23 protein-coding genes are annotated in these 22,986 nt (G+C 68.9%); 10 read left to right on the top strand and 13 right to left on the bottom strand.

What is annotated here, in order from left to right:
- The first annotated feature begins 80 nt into the window (after positions 1–80).
- Positions 81–1,325, top strand: a complete 1,245-nt coding sequence (locus tag AC1MEQ_RS13965) for a helix-turn-helix domain-containing protein (RefSeq protein ID WP_479791574.1) — start codon at positions 81–83, stop codon at positions 1,323–1,325.
- A gap of 96 nt (positions 1,326–1,421) precedes the next feature.
- Here the strand turns inward: AC1MEQ_RS13965 and AC1MEQ_RS13960 are convergent, their stop codons facing one another.
- Together AC1MEQ_RS13960 and purD are read right to left on the bottom strand one after the other, a co-directional pair.
- A complete protein-coding gene (locus AC1MEQ_RS13960; RefSeq protein WP_479791573.1) occupies positions 1,422–2,327 on the bottom strand; it encodes a phosphoribosylaminoimidazolesuccinocarboxamide synthase in 906 nt (301 codons plus the stop codon).
- Entirely contained in the window at positions 2,327–3,613 is a 1,287-nt protein-coding gene (gene purD / locus AC1MEQ_RS13955) for a phosphoribosylamine--glycine ligase (protein ID WP_479791572.1), read from the bottom strand. Before purD ends, AC1MEQ_RS13960 begins: the two co-directional genes overlap by 1 nt.
- A gap of 53 nt (positions 3,614–3,666) precedes the next feature.
- Between purD and AC1MEQ_RS13950 the strand changes: the two genes are divergently transcribed.
- Genes AC1MEQ_RS13950 through purM form a run of 6 tightly spaced genes read left to right on the top strand, consistent with a single transcriptional unit; the run spans position 3,667 to position 8,800 of the window.
- Positions 3,667–4,275 carry a class I SAM-dependent methyltransferase gene (locus AC1MEQ_RS13950; RefSeq protein ID WP_479791571.1) on the top strand — a complete coding sequence of 203 codons (609 nt, stop codon included), beginning with the start codon at positions 3,667–3,669 and terminating at the stop codon, positions 4,273–4,275.
- Positions 4,276–4,326: 51 nt separating this feature from the next.
- Positions 4,327–5,325 carry an asparaginase gene (locus tag AC1MEQ_RS13945; RefSeq protein ID WP_479791570.1) on the top strand — a complete coding sequence of 333 codons (999 nt, stop codon included), beginning with the start codon at positions 4,327–4,329 and terminating at the stop codon, positions 5,323–5,325.
- Between the two features lie 3 nt (positions 5,326–5,328).
- Positions 5,329–5,712 carry a sterol carrier family protein gene (locus tag AC1MEQ_RS13940; RefSeq protein WP_479791569.1) on the top strand — a complete coding sequence of 128 codons (384 nt, stop codon included), beginning with the start codon at positions 5,329–5,331 and terminating at the stop codon, positions 5,710–5,712.
- A gap of 3 nt (positions 5,713–5,715) precedes the next feature.
- Complete coding sequence (locus AC1MEQ_RS13935; RefSeq protein WP_479791568.1) at positions 5,716–6,045, top strand: hypothetical protein; 330 nt, start codon at positions 5,716–5,718, stop codon at positions 6,043–6,045.
- Between the two features lie 48 nt (positions 6,046–6,093).
- Complete coding sequence (purF, locus tag AC1MEQ_RS13930; RefSeq protein WP_479791567.1) at positions 6,094–7,644, top strand: amidophosphoribosyltransferase; 1,551 nt, start codon at positions 6,094–6,096, stop codon at positions 7,642–7,644.
- Positions 7,645–7,657: 13 nt separating this feature from the next.
- On the top strand, positions 7,658–8,800 hold the full coding sequence (gene purM, locus AC1MEQ_RS13925) for a phosphoribosylformylglycinamidine cyclo-ligase (RefSeq protein ID WP_479791566.1): 1,143 nt from the start codon (positions 7,658–7,660) through the stop codon (positions 8,798–8,800).
- 59 nt (positions 8,801–8,859) lie between these two features.
- Here purM and AC1MEQ_RS13920 read toward each other — a convergent pair whose 3' ends face one another.
- Positions 8,860–9,786, bottom strand: a complete 927-nt coding sequence (locus tag AC1MEQ_RS13920; RefSeq protein WP_479791565.1) for a Sir2 family NAD-dependent protein deacetylase — start codon at positions 9,784–9,786, stop codon at positions 8,860–8,862.
- Positions 9,787–9,900: 114 nt separating this feature from the next.
- Entirely contained in the window at positions 9,901–10,128 is a 228-nt protein-coding gene (locus AC1MEQ_RS13915) for a DUF3073 domain-containing protein (protein WP_479791564.1), read from the bottom strand.
- Between the two features lie 196 nt (positions 10,129–10,324).
- Here AC1MEQ_RS13915 and AC1MEQ_RS13910 point away from each other — a divergent pair, with 196 nt between their 5' ends.
- On the top strand, positions 10,325–10,912 hold the full coding sequence (locus tag AC1MEQ_RS13910) for a septum formation family protein (RefSeq protein ID WP_479791563.1): 588 nt from the start codon (positions 10,325–10,327) through the stop codon (positions 10,910–10,912).
- Here the strand turns inward: AC1MEQ_RS13910 and clpB are convergent.
- The 3 genes from clpB to AC1MEQ_RS13895 all read right to left on the bottom strand — a co-directional run bounded on the left by clpB (position 10,909) and on the right by AC1MEQ_RS13895 (position 14,640).
- Positions 10,909–13,515, bottom strand: coding sequence for an ATP-dependent chaperone ClpB (clpB, locus tag AC1MEQ_RS13905; protein WP_479791562.1), 2,607 nt, complete (start codon positions 13,513–13,515; stop codon positions 10,909–10,911). The genes AC1MEQ_RS13910 and clpB overlap by 4 nt on opposite strands.
- A 125-nt stretch (positions 13,516–13,640) precedes the next feature.
- The gene (locus AC1MEQ_RS13900) at positions 13,641–14,099 is read right to left on the bottom strand and encodes a VOC family protein (protein WP_479791561.1); all 459 of its coding nucleotides are present in this window, start codon (positions 14,097–14,099) and stop codon (positions 13,641–13,643) included.
- A gap of 124 nt (positions 14,100–14,223) precedes the next feature.
- A complete protein-coding gene (locus AC1MEQ_RS13895; RefSeq protein ID WP_479791560.1) occupies positions 14,224–14,640 on the bottom strand; it encodes a YccF domain-containing protein in 417 nt (138 codons plus the stop codon).
- Between the two features lie 138 nt (positions 14,641–14,778).
- On the opposite strand from AC1MEQ_RS13895, the gene AC1MEQ_RS13890 reads away from it, so the two are divergent.
- Positions 14,779–16,296: a polysaccharide deacetylase family protein gene (locus tag AC1MEQ_RS13890; protein WP_479796138.1), complete on the top strand. Its 1,518-nt coding sequence runs from the start codon at positions 14,779–14,781 to the stop codon at positions 16,294–16,296.
- Between the two features lie 34 nt (positions 16,297–16,330).
- Positions 16,331–17,197 carry a tRNA (guanosine(46)-N7)-methyltransferase TrmB gene (gene trmB / locus AC1MEQ_RS13885; RefSeq protein ID WP_479791559.1) on the top strand — a complete coding sequence of 289 codons (867 nt, stop codon included), beginning with the start codon at positions 16,331–16,333 and terminating at the stop codon, positions 17,195–17,197.
- On the opposite strand, the gene AC1MEQ_RS13880 is transcribed toward trmB, so the two are convergent.
- From AC1MEQ_RS13880 to dnaK, 6 genes are all read right to left on the bottom strand, one after another.
- Positions 17,194–17,715 carry an SRPBCC domain-containing protein gene (locus tag AC1MEQ_RS13880; protein WP_479791558.1) on the bottom strand — a complete coding sequence of 174 codons (522 nt, stop codon included), beginning with the start codon at positions 17,713–17,715 and terminating at the stop codon, positions 17,194–17,196. The two genes, trmB and AC1MEQ_RS13880, sit on opposite strands and share 4 nt — an antisense overlap.
- Positions 17,716–17,724: 9 nt before the next feature.
- Positions 17,725–18,663 carry an alpha/beta hydrolase gene (locus AC1MEQ_RS13875; RefSeq protein WP_479791557.1) on the bottom strand — a complete coding sequence of 313 codons (939 nt, stop codon included), beginning with the start codon at positions 18,661–18,663 and terminating at the stop codon, positions 17,725–17,727.
- 11 nt (positions 18,664–18,674) lie between these two features.
- A complete protein-coding gene (locus AC1MEQ_RS13870; RefSeq protein WP_479791556.1) occupies positions 18,675–19,121 on the bottom strand; it encodes a heat shock protein transcriptional repressor HspR in 447 nt (148 codons plus the stop codon).
- Between the two features lie 62 nt (positions 19,122–19,183).
- Positions 19,184–20,164 carry a DnaJ C-terminal domain-containing protein gene (locus AC1MEQ_RS13865; RefSeq protein ID WP_479791555.1) on the bottom strand — a complete coding sequence of 327 codons (981 nt, stop codon included), beginning with the start codon at positions 20,162–20,164 and terminating at the stop codon, positions 19,184–19,186.
- Between the two features lie 85 nt (positions 20,165–20,249).
- Entirely contained in the window at positions 20,250–20,879 is a 630-nt protein-coding gene (locus tag AC1MEQ_RS13860) for a nucleotide exchange factor GrpE (RefSeq protein ID WP_479791554.1), read from the bottom strand.
- Positions 20,880–20,894: 15 nt separating this feature from the next.
- Positions 20,895–22,754, bottom strand: coding sequence for a molecular chaperone DnaK (gene dnaK, locus AC1MEQ_RS13855; RefSeq protein ID WP_479791553.1), 1,860 nt, complete (start codon positions 22,752–22,754; stop codon positions 20,895–20,897).
- Positions 22,755–22,986: the final 232 nt, after the last annotated feature.

Below are 22,986 nucleotides of genomic sequence, written 5' to 3'. Positions count from 1 at the left end.
CATGTTTCGTCAAGGCTTTGCGCCTAAAGCTTTTGCGAGTCGCGTTGTTGTTCACCATCAGTAGTTCTAAGGGGTCCACCATGGGAATCAAATTCGGCGAGAAGCTGCGCCACGCTCGACAGCAGATGAAGCTCACCCAGGCCCAACTGGGATACGGCAAGTACTCCACCAGTTACATTTCCCTTCTGGAGACCGGAAGTCGCGAACCAACTGCGGAAATCATCACCGAATTGTCGGCCCGGTTGAACCTTGACCGCGAGCTCATGGACTCCTGGAACACCCCCGTCTCGGCCGACGAGGCCGAATTCGTGCTGTTGGAGCACCGCGCCCGGCAATCCTTCACCGCCCGCGAGTACTCCGACGCCGAGGCAACGGCCACCGAGGCGGCATCCGTCGCCCTGCGCCTGAAGAACTCGAGCGCCTGGTGGAACATGATGTTCCTGCGTGCCGAGGCGTTGCGGGACCAGGGGCGGCATGACGAATACCGCACCGCCGCCGAAGAGGTCCTGAACCACCCGCTCACCGACGAATCGCTCGCCTTGAAAGTCCGGGCCGAAACCCTGGTGGCCAACGCCTACCTGGGGTTGGGGAAGCTGCATATCGCCGTGGAACACGCCATCAACGCGGTGGACCAGGGCAAGAACCTTCCCGGCGACTCGTTGATCTACATCGGTGCGTTGTTCGCCCTGATCGCCTCCCTGGCCGAATCCGGGCAGCTGGATTCGGCATGGACCAGCTGCGAGGCGCTCGCCGAGGCAGTGGCCGACGGAGCGCCCAGCCAAACGGCCGGCAACGCCTACTGGGCCATCGGCAACGTGGCCTTCAAGCGGCAGGACATTGCCGCTGGTCTGAGCAACCACCAGCTGGCCGCCCAGCGCCTGTTGCCGGCCAGCGACATCGAGCAGTGGGCCAGGTTCAACAAGGCGTCGGCATCGATGCGGCTTGCGGCCGGAGTCGTCGAACCCGAAACCGTGGAGTGCATCGAAAAGGCGGAACTGGCCATCAGCGTGATCGGGGGAAACCCGGCCGAGGCCCTCGAATTGCGGCTCATCCGCGCCCGGTGGCTCCACCTGAACGGGCAGCCCGAACAGGCACTGGAGGAGTTGGCGCCGGTCGAGGCCGACCGCGAAATGCTCTCGCAGCATCTGCAGGGGGAAATCGACCTGCTCACGGCACGGTGCATGGTCAGCATGGGCAACGGCACGGAGGCCGTCGACCACCTGGCCCGGGCCCAGCAGGCCTTCGCGCTGGCCGGTTCCCCCGACCGCGCCTCGCTGGCGATAGAGCTGGCCACCGAGATCAGGGCCTCACGCCGGGACAAGTAAGCCGATGACGACGGCGGTGCGCTCCGTCGGGGGTCGCCTCGCCGTCGCTTTCGTTGTCCACGCCGGGCGGGAGCTGGGAGAACAAGTCCGAGCGGCTCAGGCGGAGAAGACGCTCCCGGTCAGGCGCTGGTAGGCCTCGATGTAGCGGTCGCGGGTGCGCTCGACGACCTCTGGTGGCAGCGGCGGTGGCGGTGTGTCCGCCGTGCGGTCCCAGCCGGAGGCGTCCGAGGTCAGCCAGTCCCGGACGAATTGCTTGTCGAAGGACGGCTGGGCGTGACCCGGCTCGTAGGTCTCGGCGTCCCAGAAGCGCGATGAGTCCGGGGTGAGGACCTCGTCGCCCAGCGTGATCTCCCCGCTCGCGGGGTCCATGCCGAACTCGACCTTTGTGTCGGCCAGGATGATGCCCCTTTCCCGGGCGATCTGCTCGGCCCGGGTGTAGACACCCAGGGTCAGTTCCCGCAGCCGATCAGCCACGGTGGCTCCGACCCGCTCAATCACCTCGTCGAAGGTGATGTTCTCGTCGTGCTCGCCGACTTCGGCCTTCGCGGACGGGGTGAAAATCGCCGGCTCCAGGGCGGACCCGTCGACCAGCCCTTCGGGCAGGGGCAGGGAGCAGACCGTGCGGCTGGCGTTGTACTCGGCCAGCCCCGACCCGGTCAGGTAACCGCGGGCGATGCACTCGATCGGGTACATCTCCAATTTTTTGCAGACCATGGCCCGCCCGGCCACTGCATCGGGCACGTCGGTGGAGATGACGTGGTTGGCGAAGCCGTCCAGCTGGTTGAACCACCACAGGCTCAGCTGGGTGAGGACCTTGCCCTTGTCCGGAATCGGCGTCTCGAGGACGAAATCGTAGGCGCTGATCCGGTCACTGGCCACCACCAAAACGCGGTCGGCATCCGCAGCGGAGATCCCGGCTGGTGTGTAGAGGTCTCGCACCTTGCCCGAATACAGATGCTCCCAACCCGGTAGCTGGAGGGTCTCGGTCTCGAAGCCGGCCATCAGTTGGCCTCCTGTTCGATGATGATGCCGCCCTGGCTGGCGCGCAGCGCGATGTCGGTGCGGTATTGTCCGCCTGCCAAGCCGATCTTGCCGATCCCCGCATAGGCCCGTTCGCGGGCATCGGCCAGGTCGCGGCCGAGGCCGACCACGGCCAGGACCCGACCGCCCGCGGAGACGGTGGCATCGGAGTCGTCCACTGCGGTTCCCGCGTGCAGGACGCTGACGCCCTCGAGGTCCGCCGCCTCGTCGAGGCCGGTGATGGCATCGCCGGTGACCGGGCTGTCGGGGTACCGGGCTGAAGCCAGGACGACGCCGACAGCGGTCTGGCTGCGCCAGGTCAGGGGTTCAATGGTGTCCAGGGTGCCGTTGGCTGCGGCCAGCAGCAGGGAACCCAGCGGGGTCTTGAGCCGGGCGAGGACCGCCTGCGTCTCGGGGTCCCCGAAGCGGGCGTTGAATTCGATGACGCGGATGCCGCGCCGGGTCAGGGCCAGCCCGCAGTACAGCACACCGGCGAACGGGGTACCGCGGCCCGCCATGGCCGTGATCGTCGGCCGGGCCACGCGCTCCATGACGTCCTCGACGAAGCCGGCCGGCAGCCATTCCAGCGGGCTGTAGGCGCCCATGCCGCCGGTGTTTGGCCCCTGGTCGCCGTCGAAGATGCGCTTGAAGTCCTGGGCCGGTGCCAGCGGGACGGCGTGGTGGCCGTCGGAGACGACGAAGAGCGAGACCTCGGGCCCGTCGAGGAACTCCTCGATGACCACGGACCCCCCGGCGGCAAAGCATTCGTCGGCATGGGCCAACGCGGCCTCGCGGTCGTCCGTGACAACGACGCCCTTGCCAGCGGCGAGCCCGTCGTCCTTGACCACGTAGGGGGCGCCGAACGCGTCGAGGGCGTCGGCCGCCTCGGCGGAGTTGGTTGCCACCCGCGCCATGGCCGTGGGCACGCCGGCGACGGCCATGATCTCCTTGGCAAACGCCTTCGAGGCCTCCAGCTGGGCGGCCTCACGCGTGGGGCCGAAGGCGGGGATTCCCGCTGCCTGCAGGGCATCGACGACGCCAGCGGCCAGGGGCGCCTCGGGTCCGACGACGACCAGGGACGAACCCAGTTCGCGGGCCAACGCTACGACGGCTGCCGGGTCCTGGGCGTTGACGGCGTGGACCGGAACGTCGCGGGCGATGCCAGCGTTGCCGGGTGCGGCGTGGACCTCGGTGACGAACGGATCGTCAAGGAGGGAACGGACAAGGGCGTGTTCGCGGCCACCGGGGCCAATGACGAGTACCTTCACGATCCCCAAGCGTACCGGGGCAACGACCCGTGGGCTTGGGTAGTGTGGTGGACGTGCGTAAAGAAACACTTTGGGAAGCCCGCCGGAAGCAGAACCCCGGCCATTCACAGTGGTACATCCAGCGGTTCGAGGCCATGCGTGCCGAGGGGGCGGACCTCGACGGCGAGGCACGGCTCATCGATGCCATGCTCCCCCGGGGCAGCCGGGTGCTGGACGCCGGCTGCGGTCCGGGACGCGTCGGCGGCGAGCTCGCGGCGCGCGGGCACCGCGTCTCCGGCGTCGATGCCGACCCGGAACTCATCGAGGCCGCACGGGCCGACCACCCGGATGTCGACTGGTGGGTCGGGGACCTGTCCGAACTCGACGCGCCGGCCGCCGGCGACGCGGCCGACCTGCTGGTCTGCGCCGGCAACGTCATGACGTTCCTGGCCCCGGGGACAGCCGGGGAGGTGCTGCGCCGCTTCCACGCCCAGCTGGTTCCCGGCGGGCGTGCCGTGATCGGCTTCGGCACCGACCGCGGCTACGATCCCGAGGTCTTCCTGACCGAGGCCCGCGCCGCGGGGTTCACGGTGGACCACCTGTTCTCGAGCTGGGAGCTGCATCCCTACCCCGGGGACACCTCGTTCCTGGTGGCCGTCCTGGCCCGCCCCTCCGGCTCCTGACCCCGTCCGTCCCCGCCCACCTGCGGGGTCACGGCAGCATAGAGTAGGACCATGTCTCAGACCACCCCCGACTTCGCGGACCTGGCGGTCGTGGACCGCAACGGCTTCATCGAATCGCGCCACGCGGGCACCGCCGTCGTCCTCGGTGCCGACGGCGCGGTCCTGCGCTCCCTCGGCGACATCGACGCCCCGATCTTCCCGCGTTCCTCGCTCAAGCCCTTCCAGGCGCTGGCCTCCATGCAGTCCGGTGTCCCGCTACGCGGCGCCGAGGTGGCCCTCGCCTGCGCCAGCCACGTGGGCAGCACCGAGCACCAGGAGCTGGCCGCCACCATGCTCGCGAAGGCCGGCCTGTCTGCCGATGACCTGCGCTGCCCCACCGCCTGGCCACGCCACGAGGCCACCCGGCTGGCCGCCATCCGTTCCGGCGGCGCACCGTCGCGGCTGGCATTCAACTGCTCCGGCAAGCATGCGGCGTTCCTGTGGGCCTGCACGGAAAACGGGTGGGACACCGAAACCTATCTGGACCCCGGACATCCACTGCAGCGCCGCGTCGTGGAGGTCGTGGAGGAGTACGCGGGCGAGAAGATCGCCCACCTGGCCGTCGACGGGTGCGGTGCCCCGGTGCCGGCCATCTCGTTGCGCGGGTTGGCCGCGGCGACCGGACGGCTCTCCGGGTCGCCGGGCAACAAGGCCTCCGACGCCCGGGCGGCCACCATCGCCACGGCCATGCTCGACTACCCCTGGGCCGTCCACGGTCACGGCGAGGAGAACACCGTGGTCATGGAGGACCTGGAGGTGCTGGCCAAGCTCGGGGCCGAAGGCGTGCTGATCCTGGGCACCGGCGCGGGCATTTCCTCCGCTGTGAAGATCCGCGACGGCAACAGCCGGGCCGCCTCGCTCGTCGGCCTGACCCTGCTGGCCTCGGTCGGGGCCATCGAGGTGGACGCGATGACCGCAGTGCTGGAGAAGATCAGCACCCCCATCCTGGGCGGGGGGCAACCCGTGGGCCGCATCCGCGTGGCCCGCCCCGTGCTGGACCTGCTGGACTAGGGCATGGGGGTACGACGGCGGATTCCCGCCGAGCAGGGCCTGCCCGCCGTGGCAACCTGGCGGCGCGCGGATGCCGCCCACCGGGCAGCCCTGTCCCGGCCGGCGGTGGCCATGGCCGTGCGCTATGCGCTCGAGGAGCTCTCCGACACGGCCGAGGGGAACTCGGTGGAGGTCAGGGTCCCCCCGTTCGGTGTCGCCCAATGCGTGGCCGGCCCCCGGCACACCCGTGGAACCCCGCCCAACGTGATCGAACTCGACGCCGCGACCTGGCTGGCCCTGGCCACCGGTGAGGTCGGATGGGATGAGGCACGCGCCTCCGGTGCGGTCTCGGCCTCGGGGCTACGCGCCGACTTGTCCGAACACCTGCCGCTCTTCGGTACCCTTTAAGGCATGGATTCCCCGCGTTCTGCCGCCTCCCCCGATGACCGTTCCCGCGCTGCGGGCTCCGTGGAGGTCACCGTATCGAGTTCCCCGAAATTCTGGCCTTTCGCCGGCGCCGGGGCCGTCGTGGGCGTGCTGGCGGCCATGTTCACCGCCCTCGCCGGCGATCCGGGCGGCGAATTCTCGCGCGGGTCGGTGTTCGGGTTCTTCGCCGTCGTCTTCGGCCTGGCAGGCATCCTGCTCGGATGCATCGCCTTCCTCGCAGTGGACACCGTGCTGCGCCGTCGCACCCGTCGGGCGCGCGCCGTTCCGGTGGATGACGGGGACGTGACAAAGTAGCCGGCCCCGGGACCAGCCGGACGCCGCCAACGTGAGAGAATGTTGACCATGGTGCGCGGTGACGGAAAGCTTTCACATGATCTTATGTCCGGAGAGAAGGGCCCGCAGGACGAATGCGGGGTCTTCGGTGTCTGGGCGCCCGGCGAGGACGTGGCCAAACTGGCCTACTACGGCCTCTACGCCATCCAGCACCGAGGCCAGGAGTCTGCGGGCATCGCCACGTCCGACGGCCAGCGGATCAACGTCTACAAGGACATGGGCCTGGTCTCCCAGGTGTTCGACGAGAACACCCTGAACTCGATGACCGGGCACATCGCCGTCGGGCACTGCCGGTATTCCACCACCGGCGCCAGTCACTGGGCCAATGCCCAGCCCACGCTCGGCGCGACCGCCGAGGGCACCGTTGCCCTGGCCCACAACGGAAACCTGATCAACTCCGCCGAGCTGATGGACATGGTCGTCGCCGAGCAGGGCTCCAAGTTCCGGGGCGAACTCGCCCAGGGCAACACCACGGACACCGCGCTGGTCACCGCGTTGCTGGCCGGCCGGGAGGGAACCGGGTTCGAGCAGACGGCCATGGAGCTGCTGCCCCAGCTCAAGGGCGCCTTCTGCTTCGTCTTCATGACCGAGGGGACCCTGTACGCGGCACGCGACGCGCACGGCGTCCGCCCGTTGGTGCTGGGCCGGCTGGAGCGCGGCTGGGTCGTGGCCTCCGAGCAGTCCGGCCTCGCCACCGTCGGCGCCAGCTTCATCCGCGAGATCCAGCCGGGCGAGTTCATTGCCATCGACGAGGAAGGCGTCCGCTCCCAGCACTTCGCCGAGGCCACCCCGGCGCACTGCGTCTTCGAGTACGTCTACCTCGCCCGCCCGGACGCGGCCATCAACGGCCGTTCGGTCTACGAGTCCCGGGTGGAGATGGGCCGGCAGCTGGCCCGCGAGAACGGCGCCGACGCCGACATCGTCATCCCCGTGCCCGAGTCCGGGACCCCCGCGGCCATCGGCTTTGCCGAGGAATCGGGGATCCCCTTCGCCCACGGATTCGTGAAGAACGCCTATGTCGGGCGGACCTTCATCCAGCCCTCGCAGACCCTGCGCCAGCTCGGCATCAAGCTCAAGCTCAACGCGCTGGAACCGGTCATCCGCGGCAAACGCGTCATCGTCGTCGACGACTCGATCGTGCGGGGCAACACCCAGCGTGCGGTCGTGCGCATGCTGCGCGAGGCCGGCGCGGCCGAGATCCACGTGAAGATCTCCTCGCCGCCCATCAAGTGGCCGTGCTTCTACGGCATCGACTTCGCCTCCCGCGCCGAGCTGATCGCCAACGGGGCGACCATCGAGGAGATCACCACCTCGGTGGGCGCCGACTCCCTGGCCTACATCTCCCAGGACGGCATGATCGCCGCCACCGAGCAGCCGCGCGAACGCCTGTGCACCGCCTGCTTCTCCGGGAACTACCCGATCGAACTGCCCGGGAGCGACCTGCTCGGCAAGAACCTGCTCGAGCGTCCCAACGCCGGCAGCGACGGGTGCGACCCGGGACCGGACGCAGAATTCGAGGATTCCCTCACCCCCGCCGACAAGACCCCGAGCTCGAAGTAAGGACGCCCGAAGAATGACATCCTCCCAGCCCGAATCCGCCGGCATCACCTACGCCTCAGCGGGCGTCGACGTCGAGGCGGGCGATCGTGCCGTCGAGCTCATGAAGGACGCCATCAAGGCCACCCACAACGAGTCGGTCCTCGGCGGTGTCGGCGGTTTCGCCGGCCTGTTCGATGCCAGCGCGCTGGTCACCTACACGAAGCCGCTGCTGGCCACCTCCACCGACGGCGTCGGGACCAAGGTCGCGATCGCGCAGGCCATGGACATCCACCACACCATCGGCCAGGACCTGGTGGGCATGGTGGTCGACGACATCGTCGTGGTCGGGGCCAAGCCGCTGTTCATGACGGACTACATCGCCTGCGGCAAGGTCGTCCCCGAGCGCATCGCCGACATCGTGCGCGGCATCGCCGAGGGCTGCTCGATGGCCGGAACGGCCCTCGTCGGCGGGGAAACCGCCGAGCACCCGGGCCTGCTGGGCGAGCATGAATACGACGTCGCCGGTGCGGCCACTGGCGTCGTCGAGGCCGATGCCCTGTTGGGCCCCGACCGCGTGCGCTCCGGTGACGCGGTCATCGCCATGGCCTCCTCCGGCATCCACTCCAACGGCTACTCGCTGGTCCGCCGCGTCATCAACCACGCCGGGTGGGCCCTGGACCGGGAGGTCTCCGAGCTGGGCCGAACCCTCGGCGAGGAGCTGCTGGTCCCGACCCGCATCTACACGGCGGACTGCCTGGACCTGATGGACCACCTCAACGCCGGCGGGGCTTCCGTGCTGCACGGCTTCAGCCACGTCACCGGCGGCGGCCTGGCCGCCAACCTGGCCCGGGTGCTGCCGCAGGGCCTGATGGCCACCGTCGAGCGCTCCACCTGGTCGCTGCCCGCGATCTTCTCCCTGGTCGGCGGGCTCGGTGGCGTCCCGCAGGCGGACCTCGAGCGGACGCTGAACCTCGGCGTGGGCATGATCGCGATCGTCGACGGCGATGCTGCCCAGTCCGCCGTCTCCCGGCTGAACGACCGCGGCGTTCCGGCCTGGGTTGCCGGATCCGTCGGGACGATCACCGATGACGCGCCGTCCAGCGGGTCTGATTTCGTCCAGGGCGCGAAGGGTGTCGACGGCGGGGCCGTCCTCATGCGCGGCGCCTACGCCGGCTGACCCACGCCACGGCCTTGACGGCCGCTGGTTCCCGCGGGGGAACCGGCGGCCGTTGTCGTTCAGGAGGCAGGCAGTGTCCCGACAAGCTCCCGCAGTGCCGGCGTCACCCGGGTGCGCCAACGCCAGTGCGCCTTGGCATCGCCCCGGCTGGGTCCGTCGTTGATGATGGCGACCTGGTGGCCGTTGGCCACGGCATTGAGCACCAGCTTGTAGCCGCTCATGACGGCCAGGCTGGATCCGATCACCAGCAGGCCCGTGGATGCGGCTTCGAGGCGGCGCACCGCTTCCTTGCGTTCGGCCGGCACGTTTTCGCCGAAGTACACCACATCGGGTTTGAGCTCGACGCTGCCGCAGGAGAGGCAACCCACCATGGTGAAGTCGGCGATCTGCGCGTCCGAGAGGGTGACGTCCCCGTCGGGGTTCACCGAATCCGGATCGACGACGATGCGCTCAAGGTACCCGGGGTTGGCCGCGGCCAGACGCTGGTCCAGGCCGGGACGCGACTCCACGAATCCGCAGTTCAGGCACTTCACCTCGGCCAGGTCACCGTGCAGGGTCACCACGTCCGGGGACCCCGCGCGGCGATGCAGCCCGTCCACGTTCTGCGTGACCACCCCGTTGATGGCGCCGGCGCGTTGCAGCGCGGCCACCAGGCGGTGCCCCTCGTTCGGTTCCGCGATGGCCATGCGGCGCCAGCCGACGAAACTACGCGCCCAATAGCGCTGCCGGGCCGCCGGATCGTGTTTGAACTCCTGGTAGGTCATTGGCCGATGGGACCGCAACGAGCCACGGGGGCCGCGGTAGTCGGGGATCCCCGAATCGGTGGAGATGCCCGCCCCGGTCAACGCGAGAACGGATCCGCCCGCGAGCATGGAGGCAATGCCGTCCCGGGCCGTGTCGGCGTCCTGGGGCGGCGCGGTTTCGGCAACGATGCGCTCGATGGAGCGGATGGCCGCCCGGTGGGCATTGGCGATGGGGAGATCCATCTCATCCTCGTTTCCGGGCACGATAAAAGGCGCGGGCGGCATTTTCATGCCGCCCGGCGCCTCGGCACCGCTTCGGGTGGAAATCATCGCCGCCGCACCTTGCTGGCGCGGCGGTCAGCCTAGGCGACGGGATTCGCCGTCGTCGTCGTCGCTGGAGTACCGGTCCCCATACTCCGCGTAGTCCGCGTCGCTGGAATCATCGGCAGGTGAGGAGGTCCGGGTGGCATGGCCGCGGCCACCACCCAATTCCTGTTGCAGGGCAGACAGATCGGTGGCCGGGGAATAATACTTGATATCCCTGGCCTGCCGAGTTGCTTTTGCCTTCTGACGGCCGCGCCCCATGGCGTGACCCCCTTTTTCGCTAGATCCGGAGGTGGTCCCTCAATTCAAGAGGAAGGCCCCGGAGAATGTGGCTGTTTCTTTCGTATTCCTAGGTTAACATGTTTCGACCCCCGACGCCGTCCCCGCCGGGCCTGTTCCGGCCGCTACAGTAGGTGGCAATACTCTCATCGCCGCACTTACCCCGAATGGAGCGACCGTGCAGGAGCCCAGCGACCGGCACGCGCCGTCCTACCAGCCTCCGCGCCCGGCCGAAACGCAGAAGTCCCACCGGTTCGGGATCGCTCCGGCATGGCTGGCCATCGGCGCCATCGGCATCATGCTGATCCTCGTTTTCGGCATCACCCGGCTCGTCCACGCCATGCATCCGGCCCCCGAGGCCGCAGCCCCCGTCGCTCGGAATCCGTCTCCGGGCATCGATGGGATCATCGCCGAGCATGCCCCTCCGCACCAGTTCGAGGTCGGTGACTGCCTCTCCGACTTCACGTCCCCCCTGAAGCCGGCGACGATCGTCACCTGCTCGACGCCCCATGAGGCCCAGCTGATCGGTGTCGAAACGCTGGACGACGTCCCCTACCCCGGAGATCCCCGGGTGACGTCGAAGGCCGAAGATGCCTGCCGGGCCATCCGCCTCGATCCCGACACCGCCCTGAAAGGCAGCTGGAACTACGCGTTCAGCCGCCCCTCCTCGGGAACCTGGGAGGCCGGGGACCGCAGCGTCGCGTGCTTCCTCGCGCTGCAGGACGGCACGACGACGGCTTCACTGCTGCCGTCGTCGAAGGCCTAGGCGCGTTCCACGTCAGTTGCCCCGGCCCGAACGACCGTGAGGCCCCTATCGTCTTCCAGGGCATCGACCTCCACGGTGTCCCCGTCGACGATCCCGCCGGAGAGGACCTGGCGGGCGAGCCGGTCCCCGATCTCGCGCTGGACAAGCCGGCGCAGCGGGCGTGCCCCGTAGGCGGGATCGTATCCGGTCAGGGCCAACCACTCCCTGGCCGCATCGCTGACGTGCAGGACGAGGCGCCGTGCGGTGAGCCGCTGGGCCAGGGTGGCCACCTGGATGTCCACGATCCGACCCAGGTCCTCGAGCGAGAGGGGATCGAAAAGGATGACGTCGTCGAGCCGGTTGAGGAATTCGGGCTTGAACGAGGCGTCCACGACGTTCATCACGGCCTGGTTCTTGGCCGCATCATCCAGCGACGGGTCGACAAGGAACTGCGATCCGAGATTCGAGGTGAGCACCAGGATGACGTTGCGGAAGTCCACCGTGCGGCCCTGGCCGTCGGTGAGCCGCCCGTCGTCGAGCACCTGCAGCAGGATGTCGAACACTTCCGGGTGGGCCTTCTCCACTTCGTCGAGCAGGATCACCGAGTACGGGCGGCGGCGGACGGCTTCGGTGAGCTGGCCACCTTCCTCGTATCCGACATAGCCCGGGGGCGCCCCGACGAGCCGGGAGACCGAGTGCTTCTCGGCGTATTCGGACATGTCGATGCGTACCATGGCCCGCTCGTCGTCGAAGAGGAAGTCCGCCAGGGCCTTCGCCAGCTCCGTCTTGCCCACACCCGTCGGCCCGAGGAACAGGAATGAACCCGTGGGCCGGTCGGGGTCGGATATCCCGGCCCGGGACCGGCGCACGGCGTCGGAGACGGCCGCGACCGCCGATTGCTGGCCGATCAAACGCTCGCCGAGCAGTGACTCCATGCCGAGCAGCTTCTGGCTCTCGCCCTGGAGCATGCGGCCGGCCGGAATGCCCGTCCAGACCGAGATGACCTCGGCGATGTCGTCGGCCGTGACCTCCTCGGAGACCATGGACTCGGGGCGCCCATCCTGCTCCGCGGCCTGCGCCTGGTCAACCTGGCGCTGGAGTTCCGGGATCTCCCCATAGAGCAGCCTCGAGGCCTTCTCGAGGTCACCGTCGCGCTGGAACCGCTCCGCACTGGAGTGCAGTTCACCGAGCTTGACCTTGAGGTCGCCCACGCGGTTCAGGCCCGCCTTTTCGGCCTCCCACCGGGCATTGAGCGCGTCGAGGCGCTCCCGGCGATCGGCCATGTCCGCGCGCAACGCCTCCAGCCGTTCGCGGGAAGCGGCGTCGTTTTCTCCCTTGAGCGCGAGCTCCTCCATGGTCATGCGGTCCACGACCCGACGCAGCTCGTCGATCTCCTCCGGGGCCGAATCGATCTCCATGCGCAACCGGGAGGCCGCCTCGTCGACGAGGTCGATGGCCTTGTCCGGCAGCTGCCGGCCCGAGATGTAGCGGTTGGACAACGTGGCTGCCGCCACGAGTGCCGAGTCGGCGATTTCGACCTTATGGTGGGCCTCGTAGCGTTCCTTGAGCCCACGCAGGATCCCGATGGTGTCCTCGACGCTCGGCTCCCCGACATAGACCTGGGCGAAACGGCGCTCCAGCGCGGGGTCCTTCTCGATGTTCTGGCGGTACTCGTCGAGCGTCGTGGCACCGATCAGGCGCAGTTCCCCGCGCGCAAGCATGGGCTTGAGCATGTTCCCGGCATCCATCGCCCCCTCCGAGGCCCCGGCACCCACGACGGTATGGATCTCGTCGATGAACGTGACCACCTGCCCATCGGAGTCACGGATTTCCTCGAGCACCGCCTTGAGCCGCTCCTCGAATTCTCCGCGGTATTTCGCCCCGGCGATCATCGACCCGAGGTCCAGTGCCACGAGCTTCTTGCCCCGCAGGGATTCGGGGACATCGCCGGCCACCATGCGCTGGGCCAGCCCCTCGACGACGGCGGTCTTCCCGACACCGGGTTCGCCGATGAGCACGGGATTGTTCTTGGTACGCCGCGAGAGCACCTGGATCACCCGCCGGATTTCCGCATCCCGGCCGATCACCGGATCGAGCCTCCCGGACCGGGCGATGGCCGTCAGGTCCGTCCCGAACTTCTCCAGCGCCTCGAAGGTGCTTTCGGGGTCCTCCGTGTCGCGCGGCTTGTCCCCGCGCAGCCCCTCGACCGCGGCCTTCAAGGCGTCCGGGGACGCGCCCGCGTTCCTGAGGATCTCCCCGGCCCTTCCGGAGTCGGCTGCCAGGCCGAGGAGCAGGTGCTCGGCCGAGACCCGCCCGAATCCGAGATCGGTCGCAGCCTGGGTGGCCGAGTTGATGACCTGCAGGAAGGCGCGCGAATTCTGGGCCTGGGCCACGGTATTGCCCGATGATGCGGGCAGGTCATGGATGGCGCCGCTGGCGGCCACGGAGACGGTTTCCGGGTCGACGCCGGCCTTCTTGAGCAGTTCGACCGCCAGGGATCCGCGTTCGTCCATGAGGGCCTTGAGCAGATGCGCGGGCTCGACCTGGGCGTTGCCGGCCGTCGACGCGTTCATGCCCGCGGCCGAGAGGGCCTCCTTGCTTTTGGTGGTGAATCTCGTGTCCATGCGGATCCTTTCCTAGCTCTCCAATCCCATCTGATACTTGAGTCTACTACGCTCAAGTCTTGACGATCATGGATTATTCCGTGGGCGTAGGCCGCATGGGCGGGGCGCTGGATCCGCAGGCGGGTTCACCCGCGGGCTGCGGCTGCCTCCAGAACGGACACGTCGATCTTGTTCATGGGCATGAAGGCCTCGACGATGCGCTGGGCGGCGGCAGGATCCTCGGTGGAAAGCAGCTCCGGGAGGCGCACCGGCACCACCTGCCAGGACACGCCGAAGCGGTCCTTGAGCCAACCGCATCGCGATTCCTCCCCGCCGGCTGTCAGCGCGTCCCAGTAGTGGTCGATCTCGTCCTGGGTATCGCACATGATCTGGAAGGAGACGGCTTCGTTGAAGGTGAACATCGGCCCACCATTGAGCGCTACGAACGATCGGCCATCCAGCTCAAAGGCGATGGTCATCGGGACGTCCGGGTCCGGTCCCGGCGATTGGCCCAGGATCCGGGAATTCGGGAACAGCCCCGTATAGAAATGGGCGGCCTCAAGACCGCGGTCGTCGAACCACAGGCAATTGACGATGTCTTGCATGGGGAACCTCCCAGGTTCCGGACCCGGGCCACCGGCAGGTACGAGGAGACAGGAGCGGGGTGGCCATGCCGCGGAGGCCGCGGCCCACCACCAATGTAGCCGCCCCTCCGTCGCCGGGGAACCGTCAGGCGGCCGGGCCCATGGGGAGGCGCGATCCGGAGGGGACGATGACCTTGCCCAGCGGAACGAGGGAAACCGGGATGAGCTTGAGGTTGGCGATGCCCAGCGGGATTCCGATGATGCTGACGAACATCGGGATGGCCGTCACCACGTGTCCGATGGCGATCCAGAGGCCGGCCACGACGATCCAGATGACGTTGCCGATCGTGGAGAAGAAACCGGTGCGTCCCCCACGATCCACGATGGTCCGCCCGAACGGCCACAGCGCGTAGCTGGCGATGCGGAACGAGGCCAGCCCGAAGGGGATAGTCACGATCAGCACGCAGCACACGATGCCCGCCAGCAGGTAACCCAACGCCAGCCACAGGCCACCGAAGACCAGCCAGATGATGTTCATGATCAGGTTCACGGGTCCGCTCATGCCTTCCAGTGTGCCCGCTGGTCCGGCTCCCCGCCATCCGGGATCACCCTGGTTTCCGCCGTCGGGCGCTGGGGTCCTGCCAACGATCACCCGTGGATCCCCGCATTAGGTACCGGGCGGTAACCTCGATAGGTGAAGATGGAACCCATGATGACTTGGCGGCGACCCCTGCAATGGGCGGTCGTCGGCGCGCTGGTGGCCTTGTTGCTGGCCGGCTGCTCGCTCTCCCCCAACGCGTCCCTGCCGGTGCCCGGGGACGGCGTCCGCACGCCGGCGCCGATCAACGCCGGCACGGCAGCCGGCGGGGGTCTGGACGCACGCCTGCTCGCGGGGGTGGACCGGGCCAGCCGCTCGGACGAGCAGCACAACATCTATGCCAGCTGGTACACCGTGGCCGCCGAACCGGAGTTCGGCAGGAGCCAGGAACGGGCACTCCAGGAGACGATCGACGCCTACCTCGACGGCCTCCCCCCGGAGCCCTTCGCCGGCGTCGCCCCACCGGAGCTGAACACCACCACGACCCTCACGGGGTCCTCGGATCGGATGCTCGGCGTCCGGCAGACCACCTACACCTTCCTGGACGCCAGCGGCGGATCCGCCTACCGCACCCTGTGGTACGACCGGGAGGACCGCCAGGCCCTGTCCTCCCGCGAACTGTTCGACACGGACGGCGAATGGGAGAGATTTCGGTCCCTGACGGCCGAGCAATTGGCCGCCAACGAGGATGTCTTCCCCGAGAAGGCGGCGGCGCCGGAGGCCGGGTTGTTCGACTCGGTGAATTTCGATTCCGCCGGCAACGCCCTGGTCGAGTTCGATGACTCCTCGGTGGCTCCGGGAGCTGCTTCGCCCGTGGTCGCAAGGATCACGACCGAAGACCTGCTCCCGCTGCTCAGCAGGCGCGGGCTCGCCGTCCGCGCGGCGGGCATGGATCCGGCACCCGTCACGTCGGCGCAGGAGGACGACGGGACCGGCGGGGAGGGGGCACGGCGGAGCGCCGGTCCCGAACCACGGGCCACCGCGAATCCGACCCGGCGTGCGACCCCGGACTGCCGGAAGGCCAAGTGCATAGCCCTGACGTTCGACGACGGGCCGGGACCGTCCACCGAACGGCTGCTGTCCCTGCTGGCCGACCACGACGCCCGGGCGACGTTCTTCGTGGTGGGACCCAATGCCCGGCGCTACCCTGACGTACTGGAGCAGGCCGCGGATGCCGGCCACGAAATCGGGAACCACACCTGGTCCCACCGCTCGCTGACCGGCCTGACCCCGGACGAGGCCCGAAAGGACCTCGGTCTCGCCGACGACGCGGTCGCCGCCGCCACCGGTTCCGCCCCGACCCTGACCCGGCCGCCCTACGGGGCGACCAATGCCGAGGTGAACCGGCTGGTGCACACACCGGTGATCCTCTGGGATGTGGACACCCTCGATGGAAAACACCTCAATGCGGATGTGGTGGCACGCACGGCGCTGCGCGATGCGCACCCGGGCGCCATCGTGTTGATGCACGACATCCAGCCGACCTCCGTGGCCGCCATGCCCCGCATCCTGGACGGGCTCGAGGCGCGGGGATACCGGTTCGTCACGGTCTCCGAGCTGCTGGCGTCCTCGCACCCCAAGGCCCAGGTCACCTACAGCCATGGCCCCGCCGGCAAATAGCGCACGGCGGGCGGCGGCGGCTAACGTTGGTCCAATGAATGATCCCGCAGTGCCCAAGCCCCCGGCCCGTGGCCGGGCCGTCGACGACCTGAGCTTCTACCGCACCGATCCGGTGTCCTTCGTCCGCCGCGGATCGCGCCTGCACGGCAAGCGCAAGGACTCCTGGGAGCGGCTCTCCGGCGACTACGTCATCCAGGTCCCGCGGCACCATGCGGACACCTCGGTCCACGAGGAATTCAGTTTCGACGCCGAGCAGGCCTTCGGACGCAAGGCACCGCTGACCGTCGAGATCGGCACCGGACTCGGCGAGGCGATCGCGGCGGCCGCCGAGGCCCACCCCGAACGCGACTTCCTCGCCGTGGAGGTCTACCTCCCCGGCCTGGCCCAGCTGATGGCCCGGATCGATGCCAAGGGGCTGACGAACGTGCGGGCCGTGCAGGCCAATGCGCCCGAGGTGCTGGACGTCATGCTCGAACCCGGCTCCGTGGACGAGCTGTGGATCTTCTTCTCGGACCCCTGGCACAAGACCCGCCACCACAAGCGCCGGCTCATCAAGGAATCCTTCCTGCCCAAGGCTGCACGGGTCCTGGCCCCGGGCGGTATCTGGCGGCTGGCGACCGACTGGTCCGACTACGCCGAGCAGATGCGCCGGATCCTCGATGACTGCCCCGACTTCACCGCCCTGCATCCCGGCGAACTGGCCGGAGCGGATTCACCGTTGACGCGCGTGCGCCGCGACGGGTTGGAGGGCCACGAGCCCGAGCCCGGGTTCACCGACGACCTCGGCGGATGGGCGCCACGTTACGAGGGGCGGATCCGCACGAGCTTCGAGGGCAAGGCCGAGGCGGCCGGTCGGCTGGTCTTCGACCTGGCCTACCGCCGGAATACCGCCAAGGACTAGGACGACGGCGGAAGCACTGTGGCCGCAGCGGGGCCGAATTCCACCGCGTAGCGCTCGAAGAGCTGCCTGAAGTCGCGGTCGGCTTCCTCGACGTACGCACCGGTGGACTCCCGCAGCGCTGCCAGGCACACGTGCCATCCGGCCCCCTCCCGGGCACCACGGCCCTGCCCATCCAGGGAGGCTGCGAACACGAGCCGGGTGCCGCCGTCGTACTCGGTGAGGTTCATCCGCAACGAGTCGGTTTCCCAGGTGAAGGCGAGCAGGGCGCCGGCCTCGACGTCCACGACGCGGCCTGCCATGGCCTCGCCATCGGGATCCTGCGGAAAGGTGAAGCGCAGGGCGCGCCCAATCGTCCACTCCCCCACGATCGTCGCCGGGAACCACTGGCCCAGGCCGTCGCGGCTGGTGATGGCGATCCAGGCGTCCCAGCGGTTCACCGGCAGGTCGAGTGTGTAGGCCAGGACCCAGCGCTGGCCGCGCTGGGTGAAATCGGCCAGGGCCATGCGCTCCTCGTTCATGAGGCCATGCTACGTCCAGGTGGGCGTCGAACCACCGAGGATGCGGGCGAGGTTGTGCAGCGAGAGGGTGCCCGGGTCGCGGTAGCCGTACTCGGCGTGGGCGGCCCCGGGGACGTAGCGGGAGGTGTTGTGCCCGGTGACGGCGTGCAACCCGGATCCGGGATGGCCCTCGACGGCGAACGGCAGCCCGGCGGCGCCGGTGCGCCCGCTGAGCAGGCGCCCGCACCGGGCGAGCAGATCCCGGCTGGCCACCGCCTCGAAATGGCGGTCGACCGGGACGCCGAGCGTCCGGGGATCCTCGAGCAGCCTGGCCGGGATGCCCGCGGAGCCGGTGGTGGCGAAGGTGTCGATCCGGGGGCGCCGGGAGCCGGCGGGCACCGGCTCGGCGGCGAGCCGGGCCAGCGCGTGGGCCGCCAGGGTGGCCCCGTAGGAGTGGGCCTCGATGGCGGTGTGCACGCCGTCGGGCAGGAGCGCGCCGATGCGCCGGATGTCGTGGGCCAGCCGCTCGACGGCACCGCGGGCGGAGCGGTTGAAGATGGCCCGCAGCAGGCCAGGTGCCGGGTAGCCAAGCCAGGCGATGATGGCGGGGCGCTCGGCTCCGGCGGCACGCTGGGCCAGCAGCAGTTCCCCGGCCTCGCGCGCGCTGCCCCACATGGCGGTGCCGGGGCGGATTCCGGCGCCGGAGACCTGCCAGGTCAGGTGGGTGGCGGTGTCGGGATCCCCGAGCACGATGGCGGCCAGCGGTTCGGGGCCGTCGAGGTCCAGGAACAGCAGGTGCCGGGCCGGGATGGCCGGGCCCATCGACGTCGGCCGCAGGGCGTGGGCGACGCCGTCGATGGCCGCCTTGCGGCGCTGGTCGAGTCCGTCGCGGCGGCGTGTGGCGGTCTGGAAGCGCCGTTCGGCCCGGGCGATCAGGTCGGCCACCGTCTCCGGTGGTGGGGTCGCCATGGCGCGGGCGCCTAGTCCTGCGGACGCCAGATGACGACGGCCTGGCTCCGGGCACGGGGGCGCTGGCCGCGCGAGAGGCTGACGACGTCCCCGACCCCGGCGCCGGCGGCGAAGACCCGTTGCAGTTCCGAGGAGCGGCGGCTGACGTCGGCGAGCTCCTGGCTGAGCTCGGCCACCCGGGAGCGCAGCGCGGCCACCTGGTTCTCCAGCTCGAGCACCCGGCGGATGCCCTCCAGGGAGACGCCGTCCTTGGAGAGGCGTTGGACCTCGCGCAGCAGTTCGACGTCGTGCTTGGAATAGCGGCGTTGCTTGCCGCGCTGCCGCGAGGGCGAGACCAGTCCCATGCGGTCGTACTGGCGCAGCGTCTGCGGGTGCATGTCGGCCAGTTCGGCGGCCACGGAGATCACGAAGACCGGGATGAACCGGTCGTTGATGGCCAGTGCCTTGCCCTCTGACATGTGCTTCCCTCCTCGTGGTCTGTCCGTATCGTCATGCAGCTACCCGGCGGGGTACCCCGGCGCTAGAGTACCGCCTTCGCGGCAAGGCCCGCCCGGGGGTCGGCGTCCGCGGTGGCCTCGGCGAAGGACCTGACTGCCTCCTGGGCCTCGGCGTTGAGCTTCTGCGGGACGACGACGTCGATCGTCACCAGCAGGTCGCCGGTGGCCTTTGCGGTCTTGACCCCCCGGCCCTTCAGGCGCAGGGTCCGCCCGGCGGAGGTTCCCGCGGGGACCTTCATCTTCACGGTCTCGCCGGTCAGGGTCGGGACTTCCAGGGTGGCCCCGAGTGCCGCTTCGGCGAAGCCGACGGGCAGGTGGATCCGGATGTTGTTGTCTTCGCGGGCGAAGAAGGCATGCGGTTTGACCGAGACCTTGACCATCAGGTCGCCGTTGCCGGCCGGTCCGCGCTGGCCCTTGCCGCGCACGCGAACGCTCTGTCCGTCGCGGATGCCGGCCGGGATGCGCACGTCGATGACCTCGCCATCCGGTTCGCGCAGCCCGATGGTGGTGCCGCGGATGGACCCGGCGAAGGAGATGGTGGTCGAGGCGGTGCGGTCGGCGCCCTTTTGGGGTGCCTGCTGGAAGCCGCCGAACCCGCCGCCGCCGCCGAAGAGGTCGGCGAATTCGGGCGGGACCTGGCCACCACCGGAGAACCCGCCACCGCGGCGGGCGCCGCCGGAGTTGAAAAGGTTGCCGAAGACGTCGTCGAATCCGGCGCCGCCGCCGCCCGCAGGTCCGCCGGCCCCCCCGGCGGAGAATCGGGCGCCGGAGCCCATGGCGCGGATCGCGTCGTACTGTTCGCGTTCCTCCGGATCGGACAGCACCGAATTCGCCTCGGTGATGTCCTTGAACTTCTGTTCCGCCGTGGCGTCCCCGGGGTTGGTGTCGGGGTGGTGCTTGCGCGCCATCTTGCGGTAGGACTTCTTGATGTCGGCGTCGCTGGCATCCTTGGAGACGCCGAGGATGGCGTAGAAATCCTTGTTGACCCAATCCTGACTGGCCATCGGGCGCCTCCTGTTTCTGGTTGGTTCTGAAAATTAAGGGGACCCCGGCCGCCCCACGGGGTGGGACGGCCGGGGAAGGGTGGCGTTACTCGCCGGTGGAGACGACCACCTGGGCCGCGCGGATGACCCGCTCGCCCTTCTGGTAGCCGTTGCGCAGCACCTGGGCCACGTGGTCCTCGGGGACCTCGGAGCTGGGCTGCTGCATCAGTGCCTCGTGGACCTTGGGGTCGAAGGCGACCCCCGTTTCCGCGATGCGGGCCAGACCGTGGCCGGCCAGGATGGTGTCGAACTTCTTCGCCACCGCCGCAAACGGACCATCGTCCAGGTCGCCGTGCTTGCGGGCGGCGTCGAGGTCATCGAGCACCGGCAGCAGGCTGGACAGGACCGACTGGACGGCCAGGTCGCGGACGGCTTCCCGGTCGCGCTCGACGCGCTTGCGGTAGTTGACGTACTCGGCCTGCAGTCGCAGCAGGTCGTTGCGCAGCTCCGCCTCGACGTCGGTCGTCGCGGCGGGCGGCTGCTCCTGGCCGGCCTCGTTGAGGATCTGCTCGGCCTGGGCCAGCGCATCCTCGGTTTCGGCGCCGTCCCCGGCTGCGGTCACGTCCTCCTGCCCTGCGGCATCACGCACCTCACCCGTGTCGGGATCGACCTTGCGCTTGTCCGTGAAGCGCACCGGCTCCTCGCCGTGCTCTTCTTCGTTGCCGTGGTGTGGCATCGGAATCGAACCGCCTTACTTCTTCTCGTCGTCTTCGTCGACAACCTCGGCGTCGACGATGTCCTCTTCCGGGGCCTCGGTGCCAGCGGATTCGCCACCGGATTCACCGGCTGCGCCGTCGGCCTGGGCCTGGGCGTAGATGGCCTCGCCGAGCTTGGTCTGGGACGCCTGGAGCTTCTCGTAGGCGGCCTTCACCTCATCGTCGTTGTCCTGGCCCTCGAGGGCGGCCTTCAGGGCGTCGACGTCGGCCTGGACCTCGGTCTTGACCTCCTCGGGCAGCTTGTCCTCGTTGTCCTTGATGAGCTTGTCCACGGAGTAGGCGGACTGTTCGGCGGCGTTGCGGGTTTCGGCTGCCTCGCGGCGTGCCTTGTCCTCTGCGGCGTGCTCCTCGGCCTCCTGCACCATGCGCTCGATGTCCTCCTTGGCCAGCGAGGTGCCGCCGGTGATGGTCATCGACTGTTCGGTGCCGGTGCCCTTGTCCTTGGCGGACACGTGGACGATGCCGTTGGCGTCGATGTCGAAGGTGACCTCGACCTGCGGCACGCCACGCGGGGCCGGTGCGATGCCGGTGAGCTCGAAGGTGCCCAGCGGCTTGTTGTCGCGGGTGAACTCGCGTTCGCCCTGGAAGACCTGGATGGACACGGACGGCTGGTTGTCATCTGCGGTGGTGAAGGTCTCGGAGCGCTTGGTCGGAATGGCGGTGTTGCGCTCGATCAGGTGCGTCATGATGCCGCCCTTGGTCTCGATGCCCAGCGACAGCGGGGTCACGTCGATCAGCAGGACGTCCTTGCGCTCGCCCTTCAGGACGCCGGCCTGCAGTGCGGCGCCAACGGCGACGACCTCATCCGGGTTCACGCCCTTGTTGGCTTCCTTGCCGGCCAGTTCCTTGACCAGTTCGGCGACGGCCGGCATGCGGGTGGAGCCGCCGACGAGGATGACGTGGGCGATGTCGGAGACCTTGACGCCGGCTTCCTTGATGACATCGTTGAACGGCTTGCGGGTGCGCTCGAGCAGGTCCTTGGTCAGGTCCTGGAACTTGGCGCGGCTCAGGTGCTCGTCCAGGTGGACGGGACCGTCGGCGGTGACCGAGAGGTACTGCAGCGAGATGTTGGTGCTGGTCGCGCTGGAGAGTTCCTTCTTGGCCTGCTCGGCCGCTTCCTTCAGGCGCTGCAGGGCGATCTTGTCCTTGGACAGGTCGGCACCCTTGGACTTGGCCTGGGCCAGCAGCCAGTCGACGACGCGCTGGTCCCAGTCGTCGCCACCGAGGCGGTTGTCGCCGGAGGTGGAACGCACCTGGATGGTGGAGAAGTCGTCTTCGTCCTTGCCGACTTCGAGCAGGGAAACGTCGAACGTTCCGCCGCCGAGGTCGAACACGAGGATGAGCTCGTCTTCCTTGCCCTTGTCCAGGCCGTAGGCCAGTGCGGCAGCGGTCGGCTCGTTGACGATGCGCAGCACGTTCAGGCCCGAGATCTCGCCGGCCTCCTTGGTGGCCTGGCGCTCGGCGTCGTTGAAGTAGGCCGGGACGGTGATGACCGCGTCGGTGACCTTCTCGCCCAGGTACGACTCGGCGTCGTGCTTGAGCTTCATCAGGGTCCGCGCGGAGATCTCCTGGGCGGTGTACTTCTTGTCGTCGATCGTGGTGCTCCAGTCGGTGCCCATGTGGCGCTTGACGGAGGCGATCGTGCGGTCGATGTTGTTGACGGCCTGGCGCTTGGCGATTTCGCCGACCAGGACCTCTCCACCCTTGGAGAAGGCCACCACGGAAGGCGTGGTGCGTGCGCCTTCGGCGTTGGCGATGACGGTGGGCTCGCCGCCTTCCAGGACGGAGACGACCGAGTTGGTGGTTCCGAGGTCGATACCTACGGCACGGGACATAATGCATCCTTCTTTCCGGTGGGAAATGCTGGGGTTCTCCGCCCAACCCGGGAGGTTGAGCGTTCTGCACTCAAGTCTACTCGTGCTTGTTTTGATGTCAACTCGAACTTGAGTGTAGCCCGCTCAAGTTTGGTTTTCGGGCTGGGTACGGGCACAAAAAGGCGCCGTCCCCCCGTGTCGAAACAGGGGAAACGGCGCCTTCGGGAGCCCACTGGCCGCCCTGGGTGAGCGG

The organism is Arthrobacter sp. ASL1 (genome assembly GCF_056680475.1).
Note: the sequence above shows the minus strand (reverse complement) of the source record. Positions and strands in the feature narration are given on the sequence as shown.

Bases quoted from the DNA above. Each gene is read 5' to 3' on its own strand.
- AC1MEQ_RS13965 (WP_479791574.1), top strand. From the start codon at position 81: ATGGGAATCAAATTCGGCGAGAAGCTGCGCCACGCTCGACAGCAGATG.
- AC1MEQ_RS13960 (WP_479791573.1), bottom strand. From the start codon at position 2,327: ATGGCCGGCTTCGAGACCGAGACCCTCCAGCTACCGGGTTGGGAGCAT.
- AC1MEQ_RS13945 (WP_479791570.1), top strand. From the start codon at position 4,327: ATGTCTCAGACCACCCCCGACTTCGCGGACCTGGCGGTCGTGGACCGC.
- AC1MEQ_RS13940 (WP_479791569.1), top strand. From the start codon at position 5,329: ATGGGGGTACGACGGCGGATTCCCGCCGAGCAGGGCCTGCCCGCCGTG.
- AC1MEQ_RS13935 (WP_479791568.1), top strand. From the start codon at position 5,716: ATGGATTCCCCGCGTTCTGCCGCCTCCCCCGATGACCGTTCCCGCGCT.
- purF (WP_479791567.1), top strand. From the start codon at position 6,094: ATGGTGCGCGGTGACGGAAAGCTTTCACATGATCTTATGTCCGGAGAG.
- purM (WP_479791566.1), top strand. From the start codon at position 7,658: ATGACATCCTCCCAGCCCGAATCCGCCGGCATCACCTACGCCTCAGCG.
- AC1MEQ_RS13920 (WP_479791565.1), bottom strand. From the start codon at position 9,786: ATGGATCTCCCCATCGCCAATGCCCACCGGGCGGCCATCCGCTCCATC.
- AC1MEQ_RS13915 (WP_479791564.1), bottom strand. From the start codon at position 10,128: ATGGGGCGCGGCCGTCAGAAGGCAAAAGCAACTCGGCAGGCCAGGGAT.
- clpB (WP_479791562.1), bottom strand. From the start codon at position 13,515: ATGGACACGAGATTCACCACCAAAAGCAAGGAGGCCCTCTCGGCCGCG.
- AC1MEQ_RS13900 (WP_479791561.1), bottom strand. From the start codon at position 14,099: ATGCAAGACATCGTCAATTGCCTGTGGTTCGACGACCGCGGTCTTGAG.
- AC1MEQ_RS13895 (WP_479791560.1), bottom strand. From the start codon at position 14,640: ATGAGCGGACCCGTGAACCTGATCATGAACATCATCTGGCTGGTCTTC.
- AC1MEQ_RS13890 (WP_479796138.1), top strand. From the start codon at position 14,779: ATGGAACCCATGATGACTTGGCGGCGACCCCTGCAATGGGCGGTCGTC.
- trmB (WP_479791559.1), top strand. From the start codon at position 16,331: ATGAATGATCCCGCAGTGCCCAAGCCCCCGGCCCGTGGCCGGGCCGTC.
- AC1MEQ_RS13880 (WP_479791558.1), bottom strand. From the start codon at position 17,715: ATGAACGAGGAGCGCATGGCCCTGGCCGATTTCACCCAGCGCGGCCAG.
- AC1MEQ_RS13875 (WP_479791557.1), bottom strand. From the start codon at position 18,663: ATGGCGACCCCACCACCGGAGACGGTGGCCGACCTGATCGCCCGGGCC.
- AC1MEQ_RS13870 (WP_479791556.1), bottom strand. From the start codon at position 19,121: ATGTCAGAGGGCAAGGCACTGGCCATCAACGACCGGTTCATCCCGGTC.
- AC1MEQ_RS13865 (WP_479791555.1), bottom strand. From the start codon at position 20,164: ATGGCCAGTCAGGATTGGGTCAACAAGGATTTCTACGCCATCCTCGGC.
- AC1MEQ_RS13860 (WP_479791554.1), bottom strand. From the start codon at position 20,879: ATGCCACACCACGGCAACGAAGAAGAGCACGGCGAGGAGCCGGTGCGC.
- dnaK (WP_479791553.1), bottom strand. From the start codon at position 22,754: ATGTCCCGTGCCGTAGGTATCGACCTCGGAACCACCAACTCGGTCGTC.